The sequence below is a fragment of the Rhodovarius sp. genome (genome assembly GCF_040399605.1).
GTDB classification, from domain to species: Bacteria; Pseudomonadota; Alphaproteobacteria; order Acetobacterales; family Acetobacteraceae; genus Rhodovarius; species Rhodovarius crocodyli_A.
Genome location: NZ_JBBARU010000073.1, coordinates 1 through 17,383 on the forward strand (window position 1 = coordinate 1; position 17,383 = coordinate 17,383).

A 17,383-nucleotide genomic window follows, 5' to 3' on the forward strand; every position below is an offset into this window, starting at 1 on the left:
CTAGCATCTTTATCCGCTCAAACGATTCCGTTTGAGCGGATGATGCTCCAGTGTTTCCGCATCCTGTTAGATGTTCAGGCCCTGAGGGTTCCCCGCCGAGCCGCGCTGCGGCAATAAACGCTGATGTCGCATAACAGCTTCGGCCACCTCTTCCGCGTCACCACCTGGGGCGAAAGCCATGGCCCGGCCATTGGCTGCGTGGTGGATGGCTGCCCCCCCGGCATCGCGCTCAGCGAGGCGGATATCCAGCCCTTTCTCGACCGCCGTCGCCCCGGCCAGAGCAAATTCGTCACCCAGCGCCAGGAGCCGGACCAGGTGCGCATCCTCTCCGGCGTCTTTGAGGGCCGCACCACCGGCACGCCGATCGCGCTGCATATCGACAATCAGGACCAGCGCTCGAAGGATTATTCCGAGATCGCCGAGACCTTCCGCCCCGGCCATGCCGATATCACCTATCATTGGAAATATGGCATTCGCGACCATCGCGGCGGCGGGCGTTCCTCCGCGCGCGAGACGGCGATGCGCGTGGCCGCGGGCGCCATCGCCCGCAAAGTGCTGGGCGAGGGCGTGGTGATTCGCGGCTTCATGGCGCAGATGGGTGCCGATGCGATTGACCGGGGGCAATTCGCCTGGGCGGAGTTGGAGAATAATCCCTTCTTTTGCCCCGATGCCGTGGCCAGCGCGCGGTGGGAGGTGATGCTCTCGGCCATTCGCAAATCCGGCAGTTCCATCGGCGCAGTCATCGAGGTGGTGGCCGAGGGCGTGCCCCCCGGCCTGGGCGCGCCGATTTATGCCAAGCTCGATGCCGATATCGCCGGCGCTCTCATGGGCATCAATGCCGTGAAGGGCGTGGAGATTGGCGATGGCTTCGCCGCCGCCGCCCTCTCCGGCGAAGACAATGCCGATGAGATGCGGATGCGCCAGGATGGCACGGTGGAATTCCTCGCCAATCACGCCGGCGGTGTTTTGGGCGGTATTTCCACCGGCCAGCCCATTGTGGCGCGCATGGCGGTGAAGCCCACCTCCTCCATCCTCACCCCGCGCCAGGCGGTGACACGCGGCGGCGATAACACCGAAATCCTGACCAAGGGGCGCCACGACCCTTGCGTGGGCATTCGCGCCGTGCCGGTGGCGGAGGCGATGCTGGCCTGCGTGCTGGCCGACCATCTGCTGCGCCACCGGGCACAAAACCCGCAGGCCGCGCTGCAGGGCATGCTTCCTATCGCCTGAAACAAATTTCATGGCTTGACGCCAATCGGGCTTGGGCGCTTTGGAGGGGATAACCCCAGCGGATTCCACCCATGCCCGACCCGGCGCCCCGGCCAGACCATGCGGCTCTTGCCGCTTTCGTGAAAATTGCCGGTCGCGATTGCTGGGGTAAACGCGTGCTGGCCATTGGCGAGCGGGCCAAGCAGGGGCAATTCACCGGCCGGGCCACCCAGCAGCGCCACGCCGCCGAGTTGATGCTGGCACGCCTCTCCGACCCCCAGGCGCTGGCCCGCGCCGGCGCCTCCGAGCGGCGCCTGCTCGCCTTCGCACGCGAGGTGGCGCGGCTGGACGCCACCCTGGCCGGCGAGGCCCGCGCCCGGCTGCGCGCCATGGTGCGCGAGGGGCTGAGCGGCGAGGCCACGCTCATTCCCGTCTTCCATCTGGTGCGCAGCGCAGCCCTCGCCCGCGCCCGTGGCTTCACCGTGCGCTTTGACGGGCTGCTCGATGGCGCGGCGCATGACCTGCTGATCACGCGGGAGGGTGCCTCGGCCGAGGTGGCACTCTGCACCGTCTCGGCCGAGGAGGGCCGCCCACTGCATCGCGGCGCCTGGTTCGACCTGATGGACCGCATGCATCCGGAATTGCAGACTTGGCTGGCCGCCCATCCCGGCCGCTATCTGCTGAAGATGACGCTGCCCGAGGGGGTGAGCGATACCCAGCAGCTCAGCCTCCTGCAGGATCGGATCCTGGCCATGCTGGCGGCGCAAAAGCGCCAGGATAGCAGTGCTGATCTGATCATGAAGCTCGACCCGCTGGTGCTGGCCGGGGCGCAGCTGGGGATGCAGGCGGCGCTGCGGCAGCAATTCGGCCCCGAGGCGCATCTGGCGGTGACGGCGGATGCCAATTCCGGCTCGGTCTTTGTCATGGCCGCGCGGGCGGGGCGGGAGAATGAGATTGCCCAGGCGGTGAAGTTGCGCATGGCGCAGACCGCGAGCAGCCGCCTCTCCGGCCGCCATCCTGGCATTCTGGCCATGTTCATCGAGGATATGGACCGCACCGAATGGCGCAGCCTGCGCGACAGCCTGGAGTTGGAAGGCGTCACCCGCCGCTTTCTGACCGAGCCCGAGGCGCGGCATGTGGTGGCGGTGAGCTGCGCCTCGCGCGCTGAGCTGTTTGGCCTGCCGGCACCTGATTCTGCGCCTGAGGGCGAGCTGCGCTTCCGCAATCCGGGCCACCCGGCGGCGAAGAACCCGCATCTTGCACCGGGCATTGCCTCCTCGGTGTGATCGTCGGTCTTAACTGGCTGCGGAAACACGAATCGCGAGGGAAGATAAGATCGAGGGGCTTTGCCCCTCGAGCACCCCAGCAGGGTCGACATGTATGTCGGCCCTGGTGGGAGAGCGGGAGAGCGCAAAGCCCTTTCGCTCTTTTCATCCGCCATCAGCGTGCTGTTGGAGCCTTTATTGGGCGAGTATCCTTATCCGCTCAAATAATTCGGTTTGGATGGATAATGCTCTAAAAATGAATCGCCGCTACGCCAAAGGCGATGGGATGGGCCAGCAGCAGCCCCACCCAGAGCACCGTGCCCAGCACCAGCGGCCGCAGCCCAATCTCCGAAAACTCAACCCGCCCGCGGCCGGAGAGCACCGCGCCGAAGGGCAGGATGGAGGTGGTGGGCGCCAGCCTGGCCCACATCTCTGGGTCTCGCCGGGCCAGTTTCGCGTCTATGCTGGGCATGCCCAGAAGGCAGGTGGCCAGGAAGGCGCCGAAGAAGATCAGGCTCGCCACATCGCCATTGGCCAGCATATGCACCCCGGCCCAGATGGCGAAGGACCACAGCATGGGGTGGCGCGTCACCCGGGTGATGCCGCGCGGCCCGCCCGCCGCCAGCTTCTGCCCCGCCGAGGTGGGGTTGGGCTGGGTGACCGAGGCGATGAAGAGGATAAAGGCCGGCAGCATCGCCAGCGCCAGCACCCAACGCAATTCACGCGGCGCCGACCAGAGGAACCACAGCTCCGCCTCCTGCCAGGCCATGACAAGCAGCATGATCGAGGCCACCGAACCGATGGAAAAGCCGATCATGAAGCCGATTTCGCCGATCAGGCCAACAATCCGCCCGCGCAGCGCGGTGCCGGCCACGCCGACATGCCAGCCGACCCAGAGCGCCGCAGCCAGAAGAAGAAGGAATATGCTCATGGCCGGCAAAGTGAACCATTGCGGCCATCCCTGCCAGCCCGGATTGCCTGTCGGCCGGCAATGTCGCAGTTTCGTGCAACAAGAAGGGCCAGCGGAATGAGCGCCGAGATCAGTGTGACCATGGAAGGCCATGTGGCGATTCTCGCCCTGTGCCGGCCGCCCAATAATTTCATTGACACGCTGCTCACCGGCCAGATCGCCGATGCGCTGGAGAGGCTGGACGAGGCCCCCGCCTGCCGCGCCGTGGTGCTGGCGGCCGAGGGCAAGCATTTTTGTGCGGGTGCGGATTTCTCCCAGGCCAATCGCCGCGCGGGCGATGCCGATGCCAGCGGCCGCACCATCTACACCGAGGGCGTGCGGCTGCTGCGGAGCAAAAAACCCATCGTGGCCGCGGTGCAGGGGACGGCGATTGGCGCGGGCCTTGGCCTCGCCGTGGTGGCGGATTTTCGCGTCACCTGCGCCGAGGCGCGCTTTGCCGCCAATTTCACCCGCCTCGGCTATCATCCAGGCTTTGGCCTGACCCGCAGCCTGCCCAGGCTGATTGGCGCGCAAAAGGCGCATCTGATGTTCATGACCGGAAGGCGCATCACCGGCGAGGAAGCCCATGCCATGGGCCTGGCCGATATGCTGGTGCCGCATGCGGAGCTGCGCGCGGCGGCCTGCGCGCTGGCTGCCGAAATCGCCGAGGCCGCGCCCCTGGCGATCACCGCCACCCGCGCCACATTGCGCGCCGGCTGGGACGCAGAATACGAGGCCGCGACGGCGCATGAACTGGCCGAGCAGGCGCGGCTGCGGGAAACCGCCGATTTCCGCGAGGGCACGCTGGCCAGCCGTGAACGCCGCCAGCCCAGGTTTATCGGCGCATGAGCCTGTTTTCTGCCCTGTTCAACCCAGGCTCGGTGGCGCTGATCGGCGCCTCGGCCGACCCGGGCAAGGATAATTCCCGCGCTCAGCGCCTGTTGCAGCGCGAGGGGTTTTCCGGCCGGATCATTCCGGTCAATCCCGGCCGGGCGGAGATTATGGGCGTGCCGGCCTTCGCCGATATCCGCGCCGTGCCCGGGCCGGTGGACCATGCCTTCATCATGGTGGCGGCGCGCGACGTGCCCGCCGCCATTGCCGGCTGCGTGGAGAAGGGCGTGGCGGTGGCCACTATTTTCTCGGCCGGTTTCGCCGAGGCTGATGCCGCCGGCCGCGCCCGGCAGGATGAGATGGTGGCCACCGCGCGGGCGGGGGGCTTGCGGCTGCTGGGGCCCAATTGCCTGGGCGTGGTCAGCGTGGCCAGCCGGGTGCCGCTCACCCTCAATGCCGCCATCGAGGCCGAGCCGCTGCTGGCCGGGCGGCTGGCCCTGGTCTCGCAAAGCGGCAGCATGATGGGGGCCTTGTTCTCCCGCGCTGCCGCGCGCGGGATTGGCTTTTCGCGCATGGTCTCGGTGGGCAATGAATGCGACATCGGCGTGGGCGAATTGGCCGAGCTGCTGGTCGAGGATGACGCGACCGGGGCTGTGCTGCTTTTCCTCGAAACCTTTCGTGATGCGCCGCGTCTCGCCGCCGCCGCCCGGCGGGCGCATGCGCTGGGCAAGCCGATCATCGCCTATAAGTTGGGGCGTTCCGAGGTGGGGCGGACCATCGCGCTGTCGCATACCGGCGCCATGCTGGGCGGCGATGAGCTGGCCCAGGCCTTCTTCCGCGCCCATGGCATTCTGCGCGTCGAAACCCTGGAGGGGTTGCTGGAAACCGCCCGTCTGGTGATGGGCCATAAGCCGCCGCGCGGGCGTGGCTTCTCGGCCATGACCGCCACGGGCGGGGGGGCTGCCATGGTGGTGGACCGGTTGGGCCTGCATGGCCATGCGCTGGTCGGCCCCGATGCGGGCCTGCGCGAGAGGCTGGGCGAGGGGGGCATTCGCATTCCGGACGCGCCGCTGATCGATCTGCCGATGGGCGCCTCGGGCCCCACGCCCTATTCCACCACGCTCAGGGGCATGGACGCGGCCGATACCGCCGATGCGCTGCTGGCGGTGCTGGGCAGCAGCGCCCGCAACCAGCCGGAGCGGGCGCTGTCGCATATCACCCCGGCCTTGCCGGCAGGGCGGCCCTTGGCGGTGTTTGCCGCGCCCCAGGCGGATGCGGCGCTGGCGCTGTTCGAGGCTGCGGGCATCGCCGCGTTTCGTACCCCGGAATCCTGCGCCGATGCGCTGCATGCCTATCTCAGCTGGCGCGAACCGGCCGCACTCAAGGGTGGCGCGCTGCCGCCGGCCCTGCCTGAGGCCCAACGGCTGAATGAGCATGAGGCCTGCGCGTTTTTCGACGAGCTTGGCATCACCCCGCCCGGCGCGCGGGTGCTGCGCAGCCCGGCCGATGCCGCGGGCATGGCGGGGCCGCTGGCGCTGAAAATTCTCTCGCCCGATATCCTGCACAAGACCGATGCCGGGCTGGTCAGGCTGGGCGTGGCCACTGCCGATATTGCCGCAACCGTCGCTGATTTGCTGGCCCGCGCCGCGCAAGCTTTTCCTGCGGCGCGGCTGGATGGCGTGCTGGCCGCCCCCATGCATAAGGGCTTGGCGGAGGTCATCCTGGGCTATCGGCGTGATGCCGAGGTGGGGCCGGTGGTCGTGCTCGGCATGGGGGGTGTCCTGGCCGAACTCACCCGGCGCATCACAGCGCGCATCGCGCCGGTCAGCCTGGAAGAGGCGATGGGCATGATTGCCGATCTGCCGGAGTTGCGGCTGTTGCAGGGTTTTCGCGGCCTGCCGCGCGGCGATGTGGCCGCGCTCGCCGCTGCCATCCAGGCACTTTCCCCCCTTGCCGCCAGCGATGTGGCGGAAGCGGAGATCAACCCCCTTATCATCAAGCCAGAGGGCCAGGGCGTTGTCGCCCTTGATGGCCTTTTGCTGCGCATGGGAGACTGAAGCATGCTCGACACCACCACCCGCGAAGAGCACCGCATGGTGCAGGAATTGGTGCAGAAATTCGTCACGCGCGACCTGATGCCGCTCGAGCCGCTGATTCTGGCGCGCGAGGCGAATGGCGGCAAATACGCGCTGACCACCGAGGAGGAGGCGCCGCTGCGCGCCACATGCCGCGAATTGGGGCTTTGGGCACTCGACGCGCCAGAGGAATATGGCGGCGCCAACCTGCCCACCATTGCCCTGATGGGCGTGGAGGAGGAAATGGCCCGCACGGTGGTGCCCTTCACCATCCCGCCCGATAGCCCGAACTTGCACATGCTGGTCGCCGTGGCCGATGCCTATCAGCGCGAGCGCTACCTCACCCCCTATGCTGCCGGCGAGATGCGCTCATGCATCGCGATTTCCGAGCCGGTGGCGGGCGGCGACCCTTCGGGCATGCTGACCAAGGCGGTGCAGGATGGTGATGATTGGGTGATCAACGGGCGGAAAATCTGGGTCAGCAATGTGCCGGCGGCGGATTTCATCGTGCTGATGGCCCGCACCTCGCCCGGCAAGCGCGAGGCGGGGGTGACGGCCTTTATCGTTGAGCGTGGCACGCCCGGTTTCATCATCGAGCGCGAGATTGCGATGATTGGCGGCAAGAAGACCTATGAGCTGGTCTTCGAGGATTGCCGCGTGCCGGCGCGCAATGTGCTGGGGGGCCTGGGCGCTGGCTATGCGCCGATGCAGCTGCGGCTGAATGTGCGGCGGCTGCAAATGGGCGCGCGCTGCGTGGGCATCGCCCGGCGTGCTTTGGAGATGATGTGCAGCCACGCCAAGCAGCGGGTGACCTTTGGCGCGCCGCTGGCCGACCGCCAGGCGATTCAGTGGTGGATTGCCGATGCGGCCACCAAGATCCATGCCTGCCGGCTGATGGTGCAAGCCGGGGCTGCCACCATGGATGCGGGTGGCGATGTTCGCAATGAGGCCAGCATGATCAAGGTCTTCGGCACCGAAATGGCCACCGAGGTGGTCAATCACGCCATGCAGGCGCATGGCGCCATGGGCATGACCAAGGAGTTGCCGCTGCAATTGATGGCGAACCAGGTGCGCCTCATGCATGTCTATGAAGGGCCGACCGAGGTGCACCGGATGGCGATTGCCAAGCGCACCCTCAAGGAACTCGGCTGAGGCTTATTGCGGCCACATCACCCAGCCCCGGATGGGGGCTGGGTGCACAGCGTGGCCGATTTACAGCATCGCCATGCCGCCATTCACATGCATGGTGGAGCCGGTCACCCAGCCCGCCTCATCGGCGGCCAGATAGGTGACCGCCGCCGCCACATCGGCGGCCACGCCCATGCGGCCCAGCGGGATCTTACCGGTCAGGGCATCGCGCTGCGCCTCGTTCAGCTTTTGCGTCATCGGCGTGTCGATAAAGCCCGGGGCGACCACATTCACGGTGACATTGCGCGATGCCACCTCCTGCGCCAGGGATTTCGACATGCCGATCAGCCCAGCCTTGGCGGCGGCGTAGTTCGACTGGCCGGGATTGCCCATCACGCCCACGATCGAGGCGATGGAAATGATCCGCCCCGCGCGGCGCTTGAGCATGCCGCGCAGCGCGGCGCGGGCCAGGCGGAAGGGGGCGTTGAGATCAACCTCCAGCACCGCATTCCAATCCTCAGGCTCCATCCGCAGCGCCAGACGGTCGCGGGTGAAGCCGGCATTGTTCACCAGGATGTCGAGGCGGCCTTCGGTGGCCTCCACACCCTCAACCAGTGCGGTCGCGGCGTCAGGCTCGGCCAGATCGGCCACCGCCACGCGGGCGCGTTCGCCCAATTGCTCGGCGAGGGCCGCGAGTTCCGCCTCACGCCGGCCGCTGAGCACGACATGCGCGCCCTGCCCGTGCAGCGCCTGTGCAATGGCCACGCCAATGCCCGAGGAGGCGCCCGTCACCAGCGCAATCTTGCCGTCCAGCCTGAACATGTGTGTCTCCCTGAATGCGTTAGAGCATCACCCGTTCAAACGGAATCGTTTGAACGGGTAAAGATGCTCGATAAACAAAAACTTAGAGCTTTTGCGAACGGAATAGGCTCTAAACGGAGGCGAGGAAGGCCTCGATATCCGCAGGCGTGCCGATGGCGCTCGCTGTCGCGTCCGGCGCATTACGCTTCATGAGGCCGGTCAGCACTTTGCCTGAGCCGATTTCGGCAAAGCGGTCGCAGCCCATGGCCACCATTGCCGCCACGCATTCGCGCCAGCGCACCGTGCCGGTCACCTGGCGGACCAGCAGATCGATGATCGCGGCCGGCTCGCTCACCCGCGCGGCGGTGACATTGGCCACCAGCGGCGGCGCGGGGGGGGCCATGCTGACGGCGGCCAGGGCCTCGGCCATCACATCGGCGGCCGGGCCCATCAGGCTGGAATGGAAGGGGGCGGAGACGGGCAGCAGCATGCCGCGCTTCACGCCGCGCGCCTTGGACACCTCAATGGCGCGCAGCACCGCGCTGCGATGGCCGGAGATGACCGATTGGCCGCCGCCATTGTCATTGGCCAGTTCCACCACCTCGCCCTGTGCGGCCTCGGCGCAGATTTCGGCGGCGAGGTCGGCCTCGGCGCCCAGCAGGGCCGCCATGGCGCCGAGTTCGGGCGGCACGGCCTCCTGCATCGCCTGGCCGCGCAGGCGCAGCAGCCGGGCGGTGACCGCCACCGGCAAGGCGCCGGCTGCGGTCAGGGCGCTGTATTCGCCCAAGGAATGGCCGGCCACCAGGGCCACCTTATCGGCCAGGCGGAAGCCGCCCTCACGCTCCAGCACCCGCACCACCGCCATGGAGACGGCCATGAGCGCGGGTTGGGCATTGGTGGTGAGGGTCAGTTCATCGGGCGGGCCTTCGAAGATCAGGCGCGAGAGTTTTTGCTCCAGCGCGTCATCCACCTCCTGGAAGGTTTCCCGCGCGATGGGGAAGGCGTCGGCCAGATCCCGGCCCATGCCGGGTGATTGGCTTCCCTGACCAGGGAAGATGAAGGCGAGGGCCATGATAAACCTTGTATGCCGTGAAAAGGGTTTGATTTAATAATTGCAGGCATCCAAACCCGAACTCGCGCCCCCGCGTCAATCCCGCGGCGGCGGGTTTCATCACGCTTCCTTGTAGCGATAGCCGATCCCATAGAGCGTTTCGATCTGCTGGAAATCATCATCCACATCGCGGAACTTCTTACGCACCCGCTTCACATGGCTGTCGATGGTCCGGTCATCGACATAGATATTCTCGCCATAGGCGGCATCGATGAGCTGATCGCGGTTCTTGACCATGCCGGGGCGCAGTGCGAGCGCTTTGACCAGCAGGAATTCCGTCACCGTCAGTTGGATTTGTTTGCCCTTCCACAGACAGGCATGTTTGGTCTCATCGAGGGTGAGGTCGCCACGGGTGATCACGCCGCCGGCTGGCTGGCCCGCAGCCTCGGCGCGGTTGGTGTCGTTGCGGCGCAGCAGGGCGCGGATGCGCTCCAGCACCAGGCGCTGGGAGAAGGGCTTGGTGATATAGTCATCGGCGCCCAGGCGCAGGCCCATCAGCTCATCCACCTCCTCATCCTTGGAGGTGAGGAAGATGACCGGCATGGCGGTGCGGGTGCGCAGGCGTTGCAGCAACTCCATGCCATCCATCCGGGGCATTTTGATGTCGAGCACGGCCAGATCGGCCGGCTTGGCCAGCAGGCCTTGCAGCGCGCTTTCGCCATCGGTGTAGGTGCGCACCGAAAAGCCCTCCTGCTCCAGCGTCATCGATAGGCTGGTGAGGATGTTGCGGTCGTCATCGACCAGAACGATCGTGTGCGGCATGGGGATATCTCCTGACCCCTGCATAGCCGCTGGCGCCGCGCCGCGCCAAGGTGATCTTGCCTCCAACCGGTGGCATGGACTGCTGGCGCGGGGGAGGTTAGCCTCAATCTATGCGAATCTATGAATTCCTGACGGTCGACGTCTTCACCACCACCCGCTTCGGCGGCAATCCGCTGGCCGTCTTCCCGGATGCGGCGGGGATGAGCGATGCCGAGATGCAGGCCATTGCCGCCGAGTTCAACCTCAGCGAAACCACCTTCGTGCTGCCGCCGGCGGATGCGGCCAATACGGCGCGGGTGCGTATTTTCACCCCTGCGCGGGAATTGCCCTTTGCCGGCCACCCCAATGTGGGCACCGGCTGGGCGCTGGCCGGGCGCGCGGTGGAGAATGTGCTGCGCTTTGAGGAATTGGCCGGGCTGGTGACGGTGACGTTGGAGCGCGACGCGGCGGGCGCGCTCACCGCCGCCACCATCGCAGCCCCCCTGCCGCTGACGCTGGGGCCGGATTTCACGCCGGGCGAGATTGCGCCCTGCGCCGGGCTGAACCCTGGCGACATCATCACCACCCACCACGCGCCCATCTGCGGGTCGGTGGGCAATCCGTTCATACTGGCAGAGGTGACGCCCGAGGCGCTGGCCCGCGCCGCGCCTGACGCCATGGCGATGAAGCGGCTCTCCGCCGCGCATCCGGTGCTGAACAACCGCGCCGCGCTGTATATCTACGCCCATGACGGCGCGAAGCTGCGCAGCCGGATGTTCGCGCCCTCCCTGGGCGTGGGCGAGGACCCGGCCACCGGCAGCGCCGCCACGCCGCTGGCTGGGCTGCTGCTGCAGCTTTCGGGCGCTGATTTGGGCCATTGGGATATGCATCAGGGGGTAGAAATGGGCCGACCGAGCCTGCTGCGCACCACCGCGCGCCGAACGGAAGCGGGGATCATGACCACCGTGGGTGGCGCCTGCGTGCCGGTCATGCGGGGTGAGATTTCGCTGTAGCGGCCGCAACCGCGGCTTGCGGCGGGCGGTTTGGGCAGCCATGCTCGGCGCTGTTATGATCCACCGTCAGGCGCGCGGGCGGCCCTGTTAGCCCTTCGCGCGGGAGAATTCGAAACGCCATGCCGCGCCATATCGCCTGCCTCTCCTTTGATTTCGACACTTGGTCCGGCTTCGCCTCGCGCGGGTTGCTGACGCCCACGCCGATCTCGCGCGGCGAATTCGGCGTGGTGGGGGCGGGGCGCATTCTGGACCTGCTGAAATCACGCGGCATCAAATCCAGCTGGTATATCCCCGGCATCGTGATCGAGACCTATCCGGAGGCCTGCGCCCGCGTGGTGCGCGAGGGCCATGAGGTGGGGCATCATGGCTGGAGCCATGTGCAACCCGCTTTGCTGCCGGCTGCGCGCGAGGCGGATGAATTCGCGCAAGCCGTGGAGAGCATCAAGCGGCTCACCGGGGCCATCCCTTCGGGCTATCGTTCACCGGCCTGGGATATCAGTGACCGCACGATCGACCTGATGATCGAACATGGGCTGAATTATGATAGTTCGATGATGGGCCATGACCACCACCCCTATTTCGCCCGGCGCGGCGATGTGGTGAGCGAGGCGGCGCCGATGCAGTTCGGCACCACCACCAATTTGGTGGAAATCCCCATCAGCTGGTCGCTCGATGACCATCCGCATTTCGAATTCTTCCGCACCAAGGAACATTTGATGCCCGGCCTGGCCAATGCCAATGCCGTACTGGAGAATTTCGTCGCCGATTTCGAGTATATGCGGCGCACGGAGGAGTGGGGCATGCTGGTCTATACCTTCCACCCCTATGTCATCGGCCGTGGCCACCGCATGCTGATGTTGGAAAAGCTGATCGATGCGCTGAGCGCCATGGGTGCCGAATTCTGCACGTTGGACCAGATTCAGCGCGAATTTCGCGCGCGGGTGGCGTGAACCGGCGAGGTTGAGCGCGCCGCCGGTGAGCGGCCTGGCCTAGGCTCGGATCAGCCGGCGGTGAGCACCGGCATGTCGATCCAGCGGCGCTCAGTGTGGCTGGCATGGCAGGCCTCCACCAATTGCAGGCCACGCGCGGCGGCCAGCAGCGATGTGGTGTTTGGGCCATCCTCGGCCAAGTGGCGCAAAAACGCCTCCCAGGCCATGCGGTAGGAATTCTTGAGCACCACCACATCGGGCACCGGCGCCCATTGCGCGTAGAGATCCTGCGCCACCGGCACATCCACATTCCAGCCCGGCTTGGGGGTTGTGCCGAGTGCCTGCGCCACGCAGCGATGCAGCCCCGCAACCGCGCTGCCTTGAGTGCCCTGCACCGTGATGGTCAGCAGATCATCGCGCCGCACCCGATCGGCCCAGGAGGCATTGATCTCCAGCGCCGCGCCGCATTCCAGGTCGAGCAGCGCGCGCGCCTCATCCTCGACATCGACCTGGTAGGGCTGGCCGCGCTCGTCGCGTCGCTGCGGCTGGGCGGTGCGCAATTGGCAGGTGACGGCGGTTGGGCGGCCGAAAAGCCCATCGACGATGTAGCGCCAATGCGGAAACATATCGAGCACCAGCCCGCCGCCATCAGCCTGACGATAATTCCAGGAAGAACGTTGCGCCGGCACCTGCTCGCCATCAAAGACCCACCAGCCGAAATCGATCCGCACCGAGAGCAGGCGGCCGAAGAAGCCTTGCTCACGCAAGAGGCGCAGCTTGGTGAGGCCGGGCAGAAACAGCTTATCCTGCACCACGCCATGCTTGCGGCCGCGGGCCTCGGCGGCGGCGAGCATGGCCATGGCCTCGGCCTGGGTCGGTGCCACCGGCTTTTCCAGATAGATGTGCTTGCCGGCCTCAATCGCGCGCATCGCCAAAGCCGGGCGGCCGGCGGTGAAGGCGCTGTCGAAGAAGAGTTCATCGGCGGGGTCGGCCAGGGCGGCATCAAGGTCAGTCGTCCAGCGCGCCACGCCATGGGCGCGGGCCAGGGCCGCCAGTTTTTCCGGGTTGCGGCCAACCAGTATGGGGTCCGGCAGCAGCCTGTCGCCATTGGCCAGTGGCAGCCCACCTTCCTTCGCAATGGCCAGCACAGAATTGACCAAATGCTGGTTGGTGCCGATGCGCCCCGTGACGCCATGCATGATGATACCCAGGCGACGCGTGGCCATGTCAGTCTCCATAAACGATCAGGGTGGGGCTCATGCCATCATCCGGTAGAGCTCGCGGTTCAACTCCGCCACCATGCGGGCGAAGGCATCGGTCAGCCGCATCTCGGGCAGGCGCGGGCGGGGCAGATCCACGGTGATGACGCGCTCGATTCGGCCCGGCCGGGGCGTCATCAGCACGATGGCATCGGAGAGAAACACCGCCTCGGCCAGGGAATGGGTGACGAAGAGCACCGTCTTGCGGAAACGGGCATGGATGCGCATCAATTCGATGCCCATGCGGTCACGGGTGATCTCGTCGAGTGCGGCGAAGGGCTCGTCCATCAGCAGCACATCGGGGTCCAGCGCCAGGGCGCGGGCCAGCGCGGCGCGGGACTGCATGCCGCCCGAAAGCTGCGCCGGGCGCTTGGCGCCAAAACCCTCCAGCCCGACCAATTGCAGCAATGCCGCCACATCCGGCGCGGGGCGGCCGGTGCGTTTGGCGGAGAGTTCATGCAGCAGCGCCACATTATCGGCGATGCGCAGCCAGGGCATCAGATTGGGCGCTTGTGAAACGAGGCCAATGCGGGCCTCGCGGCGCATTTGCGAGGCCGGGGTGCCGGCAATGGTGATGCTGCCCGCGGTTGGCGCGATCATGTCACCCACCGCGCGCAGCAGGGTGGATTTGCCGCAGCCCGAGGGGCCGACAAGCGAGACGAAAGCCCCCTCTGGCACGCCGATATTGATATCGGCGAGCGCCTGCACCGGCTCCGCGCCGCCCTGGCCATAGGTGACCTGCACGTCGCGCACGGCGATGAAGGCGGGCGCGGTTTCGCTGCCTGTTGGGCCGGCCAGAATCAAGCCGCCGGCCTTTCGCGCACCAGGGTGGCGAGGCTGCGGGCTTCCTCGATGCGCTCGACGAATTCATTGGTGTAGAGTTCGCGCGCGCTGGGCCGGCGCTGCAAATCGCCGCCTTCCATCAGGTAGTTGATCGAGCTTTCCCATTTGCTCTCGTCGAAGCGGCCAAAGCGTTCGGCGAAATCGGGGCTGCGATAAAGGTCATAGATCATCCGAAGCTTGCGCACTTCCAGCGCGTGCATCCGGTCGGGCGAGACTTCGACAACATAGTTCATCGCCTGGTCCATATTGGCGCTGGTCCAGATCAGCGCCTTCATCGTGGCGCGGATGAAGCGCTCGGTCAGGTCGCCACGGCGCATTTCACGCTCATTGGCGACGATGGCGGTGCCGCAGAATTTCACCCCGAAATCCTTCAGCGCCATGACGTTGCAGGGGAAGCCGCGCTCCTCCAGCGTCAAGGGCTGGCCATAGGAGAAGCCAAAGCCGCAATCCGCCTGGCCGGCGGCGACCATCTGGATCTCCGCCCCGCGATTAATGGTGAGGAGGGTGATATCATTGCGGGTGAGCCCACCGGCCTGCAGCAGCGGGTCAAGCAAGCCGCGCACCTGCGCCTGGAAGAAGGTGATACGCTTGCCGCGCAAATGCTCGGGCCGGCTGATGCCGCTGCTTTTCAGCGCGAAGACCGAGAAGGGATTATCCGGTTGGTCGGCCATCACCGCCACCACCGGCAAATTGGCGGCGCGCGACTTGATATAGCCATCGGCATTGGCGACGAGAAACTGCTCCCGGCCGGCGGCGATGAAGACCTCGTTCTGCTGGCCGGCGGCGGCGGGGCGGATTTCAAGGTTGATGCCCTCGGCGCGGTAAATATTCTGCCGCAGCCCGGCGTAATATTGCGCATGCATCGCCCAGGGGGTGAAGTTCAGCCGCAGGATGGCGTCCTGCAGCCGCCCCTGGGCGCGGGCGGGGCGCAGGCCGATGGGGGCAATGGGCGCGGCCAGCGCGCCCAGGGCCACGAATGTCCTTCGTGATGTCATGGCGTTTCTCCGTGTTATGTATGGGCGCGGGTGGCGCCATCTTCCTGCCGCCAGGACAGGGCCTTCTCCACGGCGCCCATCGCGCCAAAGAAGGCCATGCCGATGCCGGCGAGCAGGATGATGGCGGCGAAGCTGCGCGCGGTGTTGAAATTAAAGCTGCCCGACAGCACCAGATAGCCAATGCCATCCGTGGCCGCGAGCCATTCCGCCACAATGGCGCCCAGCACCGCCAGCGTGGTGGCAATGCGCAGGCCGGCGAAAATATAGGGCACCGCATAGGGCAGCCGCAGGCGCAAAAAGGTTTGCCGGCTGGTGGCGTCAACGCTGTGGAAGACATCGACAAGCCCCGCATCCACCTGCTTGAAGCCGGCCATGGTGTTGATCACCACCGGGAAGAAGGCGATGGAGGCCACCACCAGCAGCTTCGACCCCGCCCCGGCACCGACCCAGAGCAGGATCAGCGGCGCGATGGCAATCTTGGGCACGGATTGGCTGGCGACGAGGATGGGCATGAGCATGCGCTCGACCAAGGGCCAGCGGATCATCGCCATGCTGGCGGCCAGGGCGAAGACCACGGCCGCGACATAGCCGGCCAGAATGCCCCAGACCGTCTGCCCGGCATGGAAGAAGATGAGCCGCCCGTCGCGGATAAATTCCGCCACCACATCGCTGGGCGCGGGCAGCAGAAAGCGCTGGATATCCAGCCCCACCACCGCCGCCTCCCATAGCAGCAGCAGCGCGGCCATGGTCAGCAATGCGGCGCCAGGCCCCGCTGCCCAACGGCCCATGCGTGGCAAGAGGCCCATGGGGTTCAATCCACCGGCACCAGGCGGGAGAGGCGGCGGGGGTTCATCTCGGCCAGCAGGATGGTGCCATCGGGCGCCTGGCAGACCCCATGCGCGCCATTGAGCACCGCCCGGCCACGGCCGATGAGCGCGCCATCGGCCGCCAGCAGCGACAGCCTGGGCACCTGGTCGGTCACATAAAGTTGGCCCTTGGCATCGCCCCATATATCCATCGGCTTGTGGAAATCATCGATGCTGCGGATGAAGCCGCCGGTGGGGGTGAAGAATTGCAGCCGCGAATTGTCCCGATCGGCCACCACCACCGTCCCATCGGGCTGCACCCAGACGGCGTGCGGGATGAGGAATTGTCCTGGCCCCCGCCCCGGCTCACCCCAGCCGCCCAGCGGCGTGCCGGCGGAGGAGAAGCGATGCACCCGCGCCGCCGCATAGCCATCGCCCACATAAATATCGCCATTGGGCGCGAAGGCGATATCGCAGGGGGAATTGAACGGGCGGAGGGCCTGATGGCGCTCACCGATCCGCCCCAACTCCTTGCCATGGCGGTTGAAGATGATGACCTGATGGGCGTCGCGGTCCACCACATAGACATCGCCGGCGGGTGAGACGCCGAACATATGCCCATCGGCCACTTCCTTGGCACCAAAGGCGTGTTCGCGCCGGCCATCGGGGGAGAGCACCAGCACGGAGGGCGATTCGGGGTCGGTATAGGCGTCCTGCCGCAGCAGGACGAAGATGCGGCCTTCGGCATCGGTTGCGACATCGGAAATGCCGCCCACGCCATCGGTCTCGCCCCAGGGGCGCTGGATGGCATAGCGTTGCGTGCCGAGGGTGATGTGCAGGGTGTGTCGGGTCATGCCCGCCAGATTGGCATGGCTTGGGCAGGCATGTCAGGGTGGGTTGATGGATGGAATACAGCATCAGCGCGCGCATGGGCGCCTGCAACTGCGCTGGGGGGCGAAGGGGTTGGTGGACCTCTTCCAGGCCTCGCCCATGCGGGCACTCTTCCCCGGCGCGGAACCGGGGGAGCCTGCGACCATCGCGCAGGTCAATGTCGCCGGCGGGCTGGCGGGCGGCGATAGCGCTGATTTTGAACTGATTTTGGAGGATCATGCCCAGGCCACGCTGACGGCAGCGGCGGCGGAGAAGATCTATCGCAGCCTCGGCCCCGAAAGCCGCATCACCACAAGCGTGGCGCTGGGCGCCGGCGCGCGGCTGGAATGGCTGCCGCAGGAGGTGATCCTGTTCGATGGCGCAATGCTGCAGCGGCGGCAGGATTTTGCGCTCGGCGCCGGGGCGGAGTTGCTGCTGGCGGAAATGCTGGTCTTCGGCCGCGCCGCGCGGGGCGAGGCGTTTGCCCATGGCCAGGTGTTCGATTCCTGGCGGCTGCGCGGGCCACAAGGGCTGCTCTGGGCCGATGCGCTGGCCATG

17 protein-coding genes are annotated in these 17,383 nt (G+C 66.6%); 8 read left to right on the forward strand and 9 right to left on the reverse strand.

The window, feature by feature from the left end; genetic code table 11:
* The first annotated feature begins 123 nt into the window (after positions 1 to 123).
* Both aroC and ABWP84_RS15210 read left to right on the forward strand, forming a co-directional pair.
* Complete coding sequence (gene aroC, locus ABWP84_RS15205) at positions 124 to 1,230, forward strand: chorismate synthase (protein WP_353212892.1); 1,107 nt, start codon at positions 124 to 126, stop codon at positions 1,228 to 1,230.
* Between the two features lie 119 nt (positions 1,231 to 1,349).
* Complete coding sequence (locus tag ABWP84_RS15210) at positions 1,350 to 2,495, forward strand: hypothetical protein (protein ID WP_353212893.1); 1,146 nt, start codon at positions 1,350 to 1,352, stop codon at positions 2,493 to 2,495.
* Positions 2,496 to 2,724: 229 nt separating this feature from the next.
* Here the strand turns inward: ABWP84_RS15210 and ABWP84_RS15215 are convergent, their stop codons facing one another.
* The gene (locus ABWP84_RS15215; protein ID WP_353212894.1) at positions 2,725 to 3,405 is read right to left on the reverse strand and encodes an NnrU family protein; all 681 of its coding nucleotides are present in this window, start codon (positions 3,403 to 3,405) and stop codon (positions 2,725 to 2,727) included.
* A gap of 96 nt (positions 3,406 to 3,501) precedes the next feature.
* Between ABWP84_RS15215 and ABWP84_RS15220 the strand changes: the two genes are divergently transcribed.
* From ABWP84_RS15220 to ABWP84_RS15230, 3 genes are read left to right on the forward strand one after another with little or no spacing between them, the layout of a single operon-like run.
* A complete protein-coding gene (locus tag ABWP84_RS15220; RefSeq protein ID WP_353212895.1) occupies positions 3,502 to 4,272 on the forward strand; it encodes an enoyl-CoA hydratase/isomerase family protein in 771 nt (256 codons plus the stop codon).
* Positions 4,269 to 6,311 carry an acetate--CoA ligase family protein gene (locus ABWP84_RS15225; protein WP_353212896.1) on the forward strand — a complete coding sequence of 681 codons (2,043 nt, stop codon included), beginning with the start codon at positions 4,269 to 4,271 and terminating at the stop codon, positions 6,309 to 6,311. Before ABWP84_RS15220 ends, ABWP84_RS15225 begins: the two co-directional genes overlap by 4 nt.
* Before the next feature lie 3 nt (positions 6,312 to 6,314).
* Entirely contained in the window at positions 6,315 to 7,481 is a 1,167-nt protein-coding gene (locus tag ABWP84_RS15230; protein ID WP_353212897.1) for an acyl-CoA dehydrogenase, read from the forward strand.
* A 60-nt stretch (positions 7,482 to 7,541) separates the two neighbouring features.
* On the opposite strand, the gene fabG is transcribed toward ABWP84_RS15230, so the two are convergent.
* The 3 genes from fabG to ABWP84_RS15245 all read right to left on the reverse strand — a co-directional run bounded on the left by fabG (position 7,542) and on the right by ABWP84_RS15245 (position 10,131).
* Positions 7,542 to 8,279, reverse strand: a complete 738-nt coding sequence (gene fabG / locus ABWP84_RS15235; protein ID WP_353212898.1) for a 3-oxoacyl-[acyl-carrier-protein] reductase — start codon at positions 8,277 to 8,279, stop codon at positions 7,542 to 7,544.
* 109 nt (positions 8,280 to 8,388) lie between these two features.
* Positions 8,389 to 9,330: an ACP S-malonyltransferase gene (fabD, locus tag ABWP84_RS15240; protein ID WP_353212899.1), complete on the reverse strand. Its 942-nt coding sequence runs from the start codon at positions 9,328 to 9,330 to the stop codon at positions 8,389 to 8,391.
* A gap of 99 nt (positions 9,331 to 9,429) precedes the next feature.
* A complete protein-coding gene (locus tag ABWP84_RS15245; protein ID WP_353212900.1) occupies positions 9,430 to 10,131 on the reverse strand; it encodes a response regulator transcription factor in 702 nt (233 codons plus the stop codon).
* A gap of 110 nt (positions 10,132 to 10,241) precedes the next feature.
* On the opposite strand from ABWP84_RS15245, the gene ABWP84_RS15250 reads away from it, so the two are divergent.
* Entirely contained in the window at positions 10,242 to 11,123 is an 882-nt protein-coding gene (locus ABWP84_RS15250; protein WP_353212901.1) for a PhzF family phenazine biosynthesis protein, read from the forward strand.
* 119 nt (positions 11,124 to 11,242) lie between these two features.
* Complete coding sequence (locus tag ABWP84_RS15255) at positions 11,243 to 12,073, forward strand: polysaccharide deacetylase (RefSeq protein WP_353212902.1); 831 nt, start codon at positions 11,243 to 11,245, stop codon at positions 12,071 to 12,073.
* Between the two features lie 50 nt (positions 12,074 to 12,123).
* Here the strand turns inward: ABWP84_RS15255 and ABWP84_RS15260 are convergent, their stop codons facing one another.
* Genes ABWP84_RS15260 through ABWP84_RS15280 form a run of 5 tightly spaced genes read right to left on the reverse strand, consistent with a single transcriptional unit; the run spans position 12,124 to position 16,809 of the window.
* Positions 12,124 to 13,278 carry a Gfo/Idh/MocA family oxidoreductase gene (locus ABWP84_RS15260; protein ID WP_353212903.1) on the reverse strand — a complete coding sequence of 385 codons (1,155 nt, stop codon included), beginning with the start codon at positions 13,276 to 13,278 and terminating at the stop codon, positions 12,124 to 12,126.
* Positions 13,279 to 13,308: 30 nt separating this feature from the next.
* Positions 13,309 to 14,115 (reverse strand): ABC transporter ATP-binding protein, encoded by an 807-nt coding sequence (locus ABWP84_RS15265; RefSeq protein WP_353212904.1) that lies wholly within the window; start codon positions 14,113 to 14,115, stop codon positions 13,309 to 13,311.
* Positions 14,112 to 15,149: an ABC transporter substrate-binding protein gene (locus ABWP84_RS15270; protein ID WP_353212905.1), complete on the reverse strand. Its 1,038-nt coding sequence runs from the start codon at positions 15,147 to 15,149 to the stop codon at positions 14,112 to 14,114. The genes ABWP84_RS15265 and ABWP84_RS15270 overlap by 4 nt, the downstream gene beginning before the upstream one ends.
* 14 nt (positions 15,150 to 15,163) lie before the next feature.
* Positions 15,164 to 15,955, reverse strand: coding sequence for an ABC transporter permease (locus ABWP84_RS15275; RefSeq protein ID WP_353212906.1), 792 nt, complete (start codon positions 15,953 to 15,955; stop codon positions 15,164 to 15,166).
* A 5-nt stretch (positions 15,956 to 15,960) separates the two neighbouring features.
* Positions 15,961 to 16,809 (reverse strand): peptidase, encoded by an 849-nt coding sequence (locus ABWP84_RS15280; RefSeq protein WP_353212907.1) that lies wholly within the window; start codon positions 16,807 to 16,809, stop codon positions 15,961 to 15,963.
* Positions 16,810 to 16,855: 46 nt separating this feature from the next.
* Between ABWP84_RS15280 and ABWP84_RS15285 the strand changes: the two genes are divergently transcribed.
* On the forward strand, positions 16,856 to 17,383 hold a 528-nt coding region (locus ABWP84_RS15285), incomplete at its 3' end, for an urease accessory protein UreD (protein WP_353212908.1).

Excerpts from the sequence above, each read along its gene's own strand:
- aroC (WP_353212892.1), top strand. The coding sequence starts at position 124 with ATGTCGCATAACAGCTTCGGCCACCTCTTCCGCGTCACCACCTGGGGC.
- ABWP84_RS15215 (WP_353212894.1), bottom strand. The coding sequence starts at position 3,405 with ATGAGCATATTCCTTCTTCTTCTGGCTGCGGCGCTCTGGGTCGGCTGG.
- ABWP84_RS15220 (WP_353212895.1), top strand. The coding sequence starts at position 3,502 with ATGAGCGCCGAGATCAGTGTGACCATGGAAGGCCATGTGGCGATTCTC.
- ABWP84_RS15225 (WP_353212896.1), top strand. The coding sequence starts at position 4,269 with ATGAGCCTGTTTTCTGCCCTGTTCAACCCAGGCTCGGTGGCGCTGATC.
- ABWP84_RS15230 (WP_353212897.1), top strand. The coding sequence starts at position 6,315 with ATGCTCGACACCACCACCCGCGAAGAGCACCGCATGGTGCAGGAATTG.
- fabG (WP_353212898.1), bottom strand. The coding sequence starts at position 8,279 with ATGTTCAGGCTGGACGGCAAGATTGCGCTGGTGACGGGCGCCTCCTCG.
- fabD (WP_353212899.1), bottom strand. The coding sequence starts at position 9,330 with ATGGCCCTCGCCTTCATCTTCCCTGGTCAGGGAAGCCAATCACCCGGC.
- ABWP84_RS15245 (WP_353212900.1), bottom strand. The coding sequence starts at position 10,131 with ATGCCGCACACGATCGTTCTGGTCGATGACGACCGCAACATCCTCACC.
- ABWP84_RS15250 (WP_353212901.1), top strand. The coding sequence starts at position 10,242 with ATGCGAATCTATGAATTCCTGACGGTCGACGTCTTCACCACCACCCGC.
- ABWP84_RS15255 (WP_353212902.1), top strand. The coding sequence starts at position 11,243 with ATGCCGCGCCATATCGCCTGCCTCTCCTTTGATTTCGACACTTGGTCC.
- ABWP84_RS15260 (WP_353212903.1), bottom strand. The coding sequence starts at position 13,278 with ATGGCCACGCGTCGCCTGGGTATCATCATGCATGGCGTCACGGGGCGC.
- ABWP84_RS15270 (WP_353212905.1), bottom strand. The coding sequence starts at position 15,149 with ATGACATCACGAAGGACATTCGTGGCCCTGGGCGCGCTGGCCGCGCCC.
- ABWP84_RS15275 (WP_353212906.1), bottom strand. The coding sequence starts at position 15,955 with ATGGGCCTCTTGCCACGCATGGGCCGTTGGGCAGCGGGGCCTGGCGCC.
- ABWP84_RS15280 (WP_353212907.1), bottom strand. The coding sequence starts at position 16,809 with ATGACCCGACACACCCTGCACATCACCCTCGGCACGCAACGCTATGCC.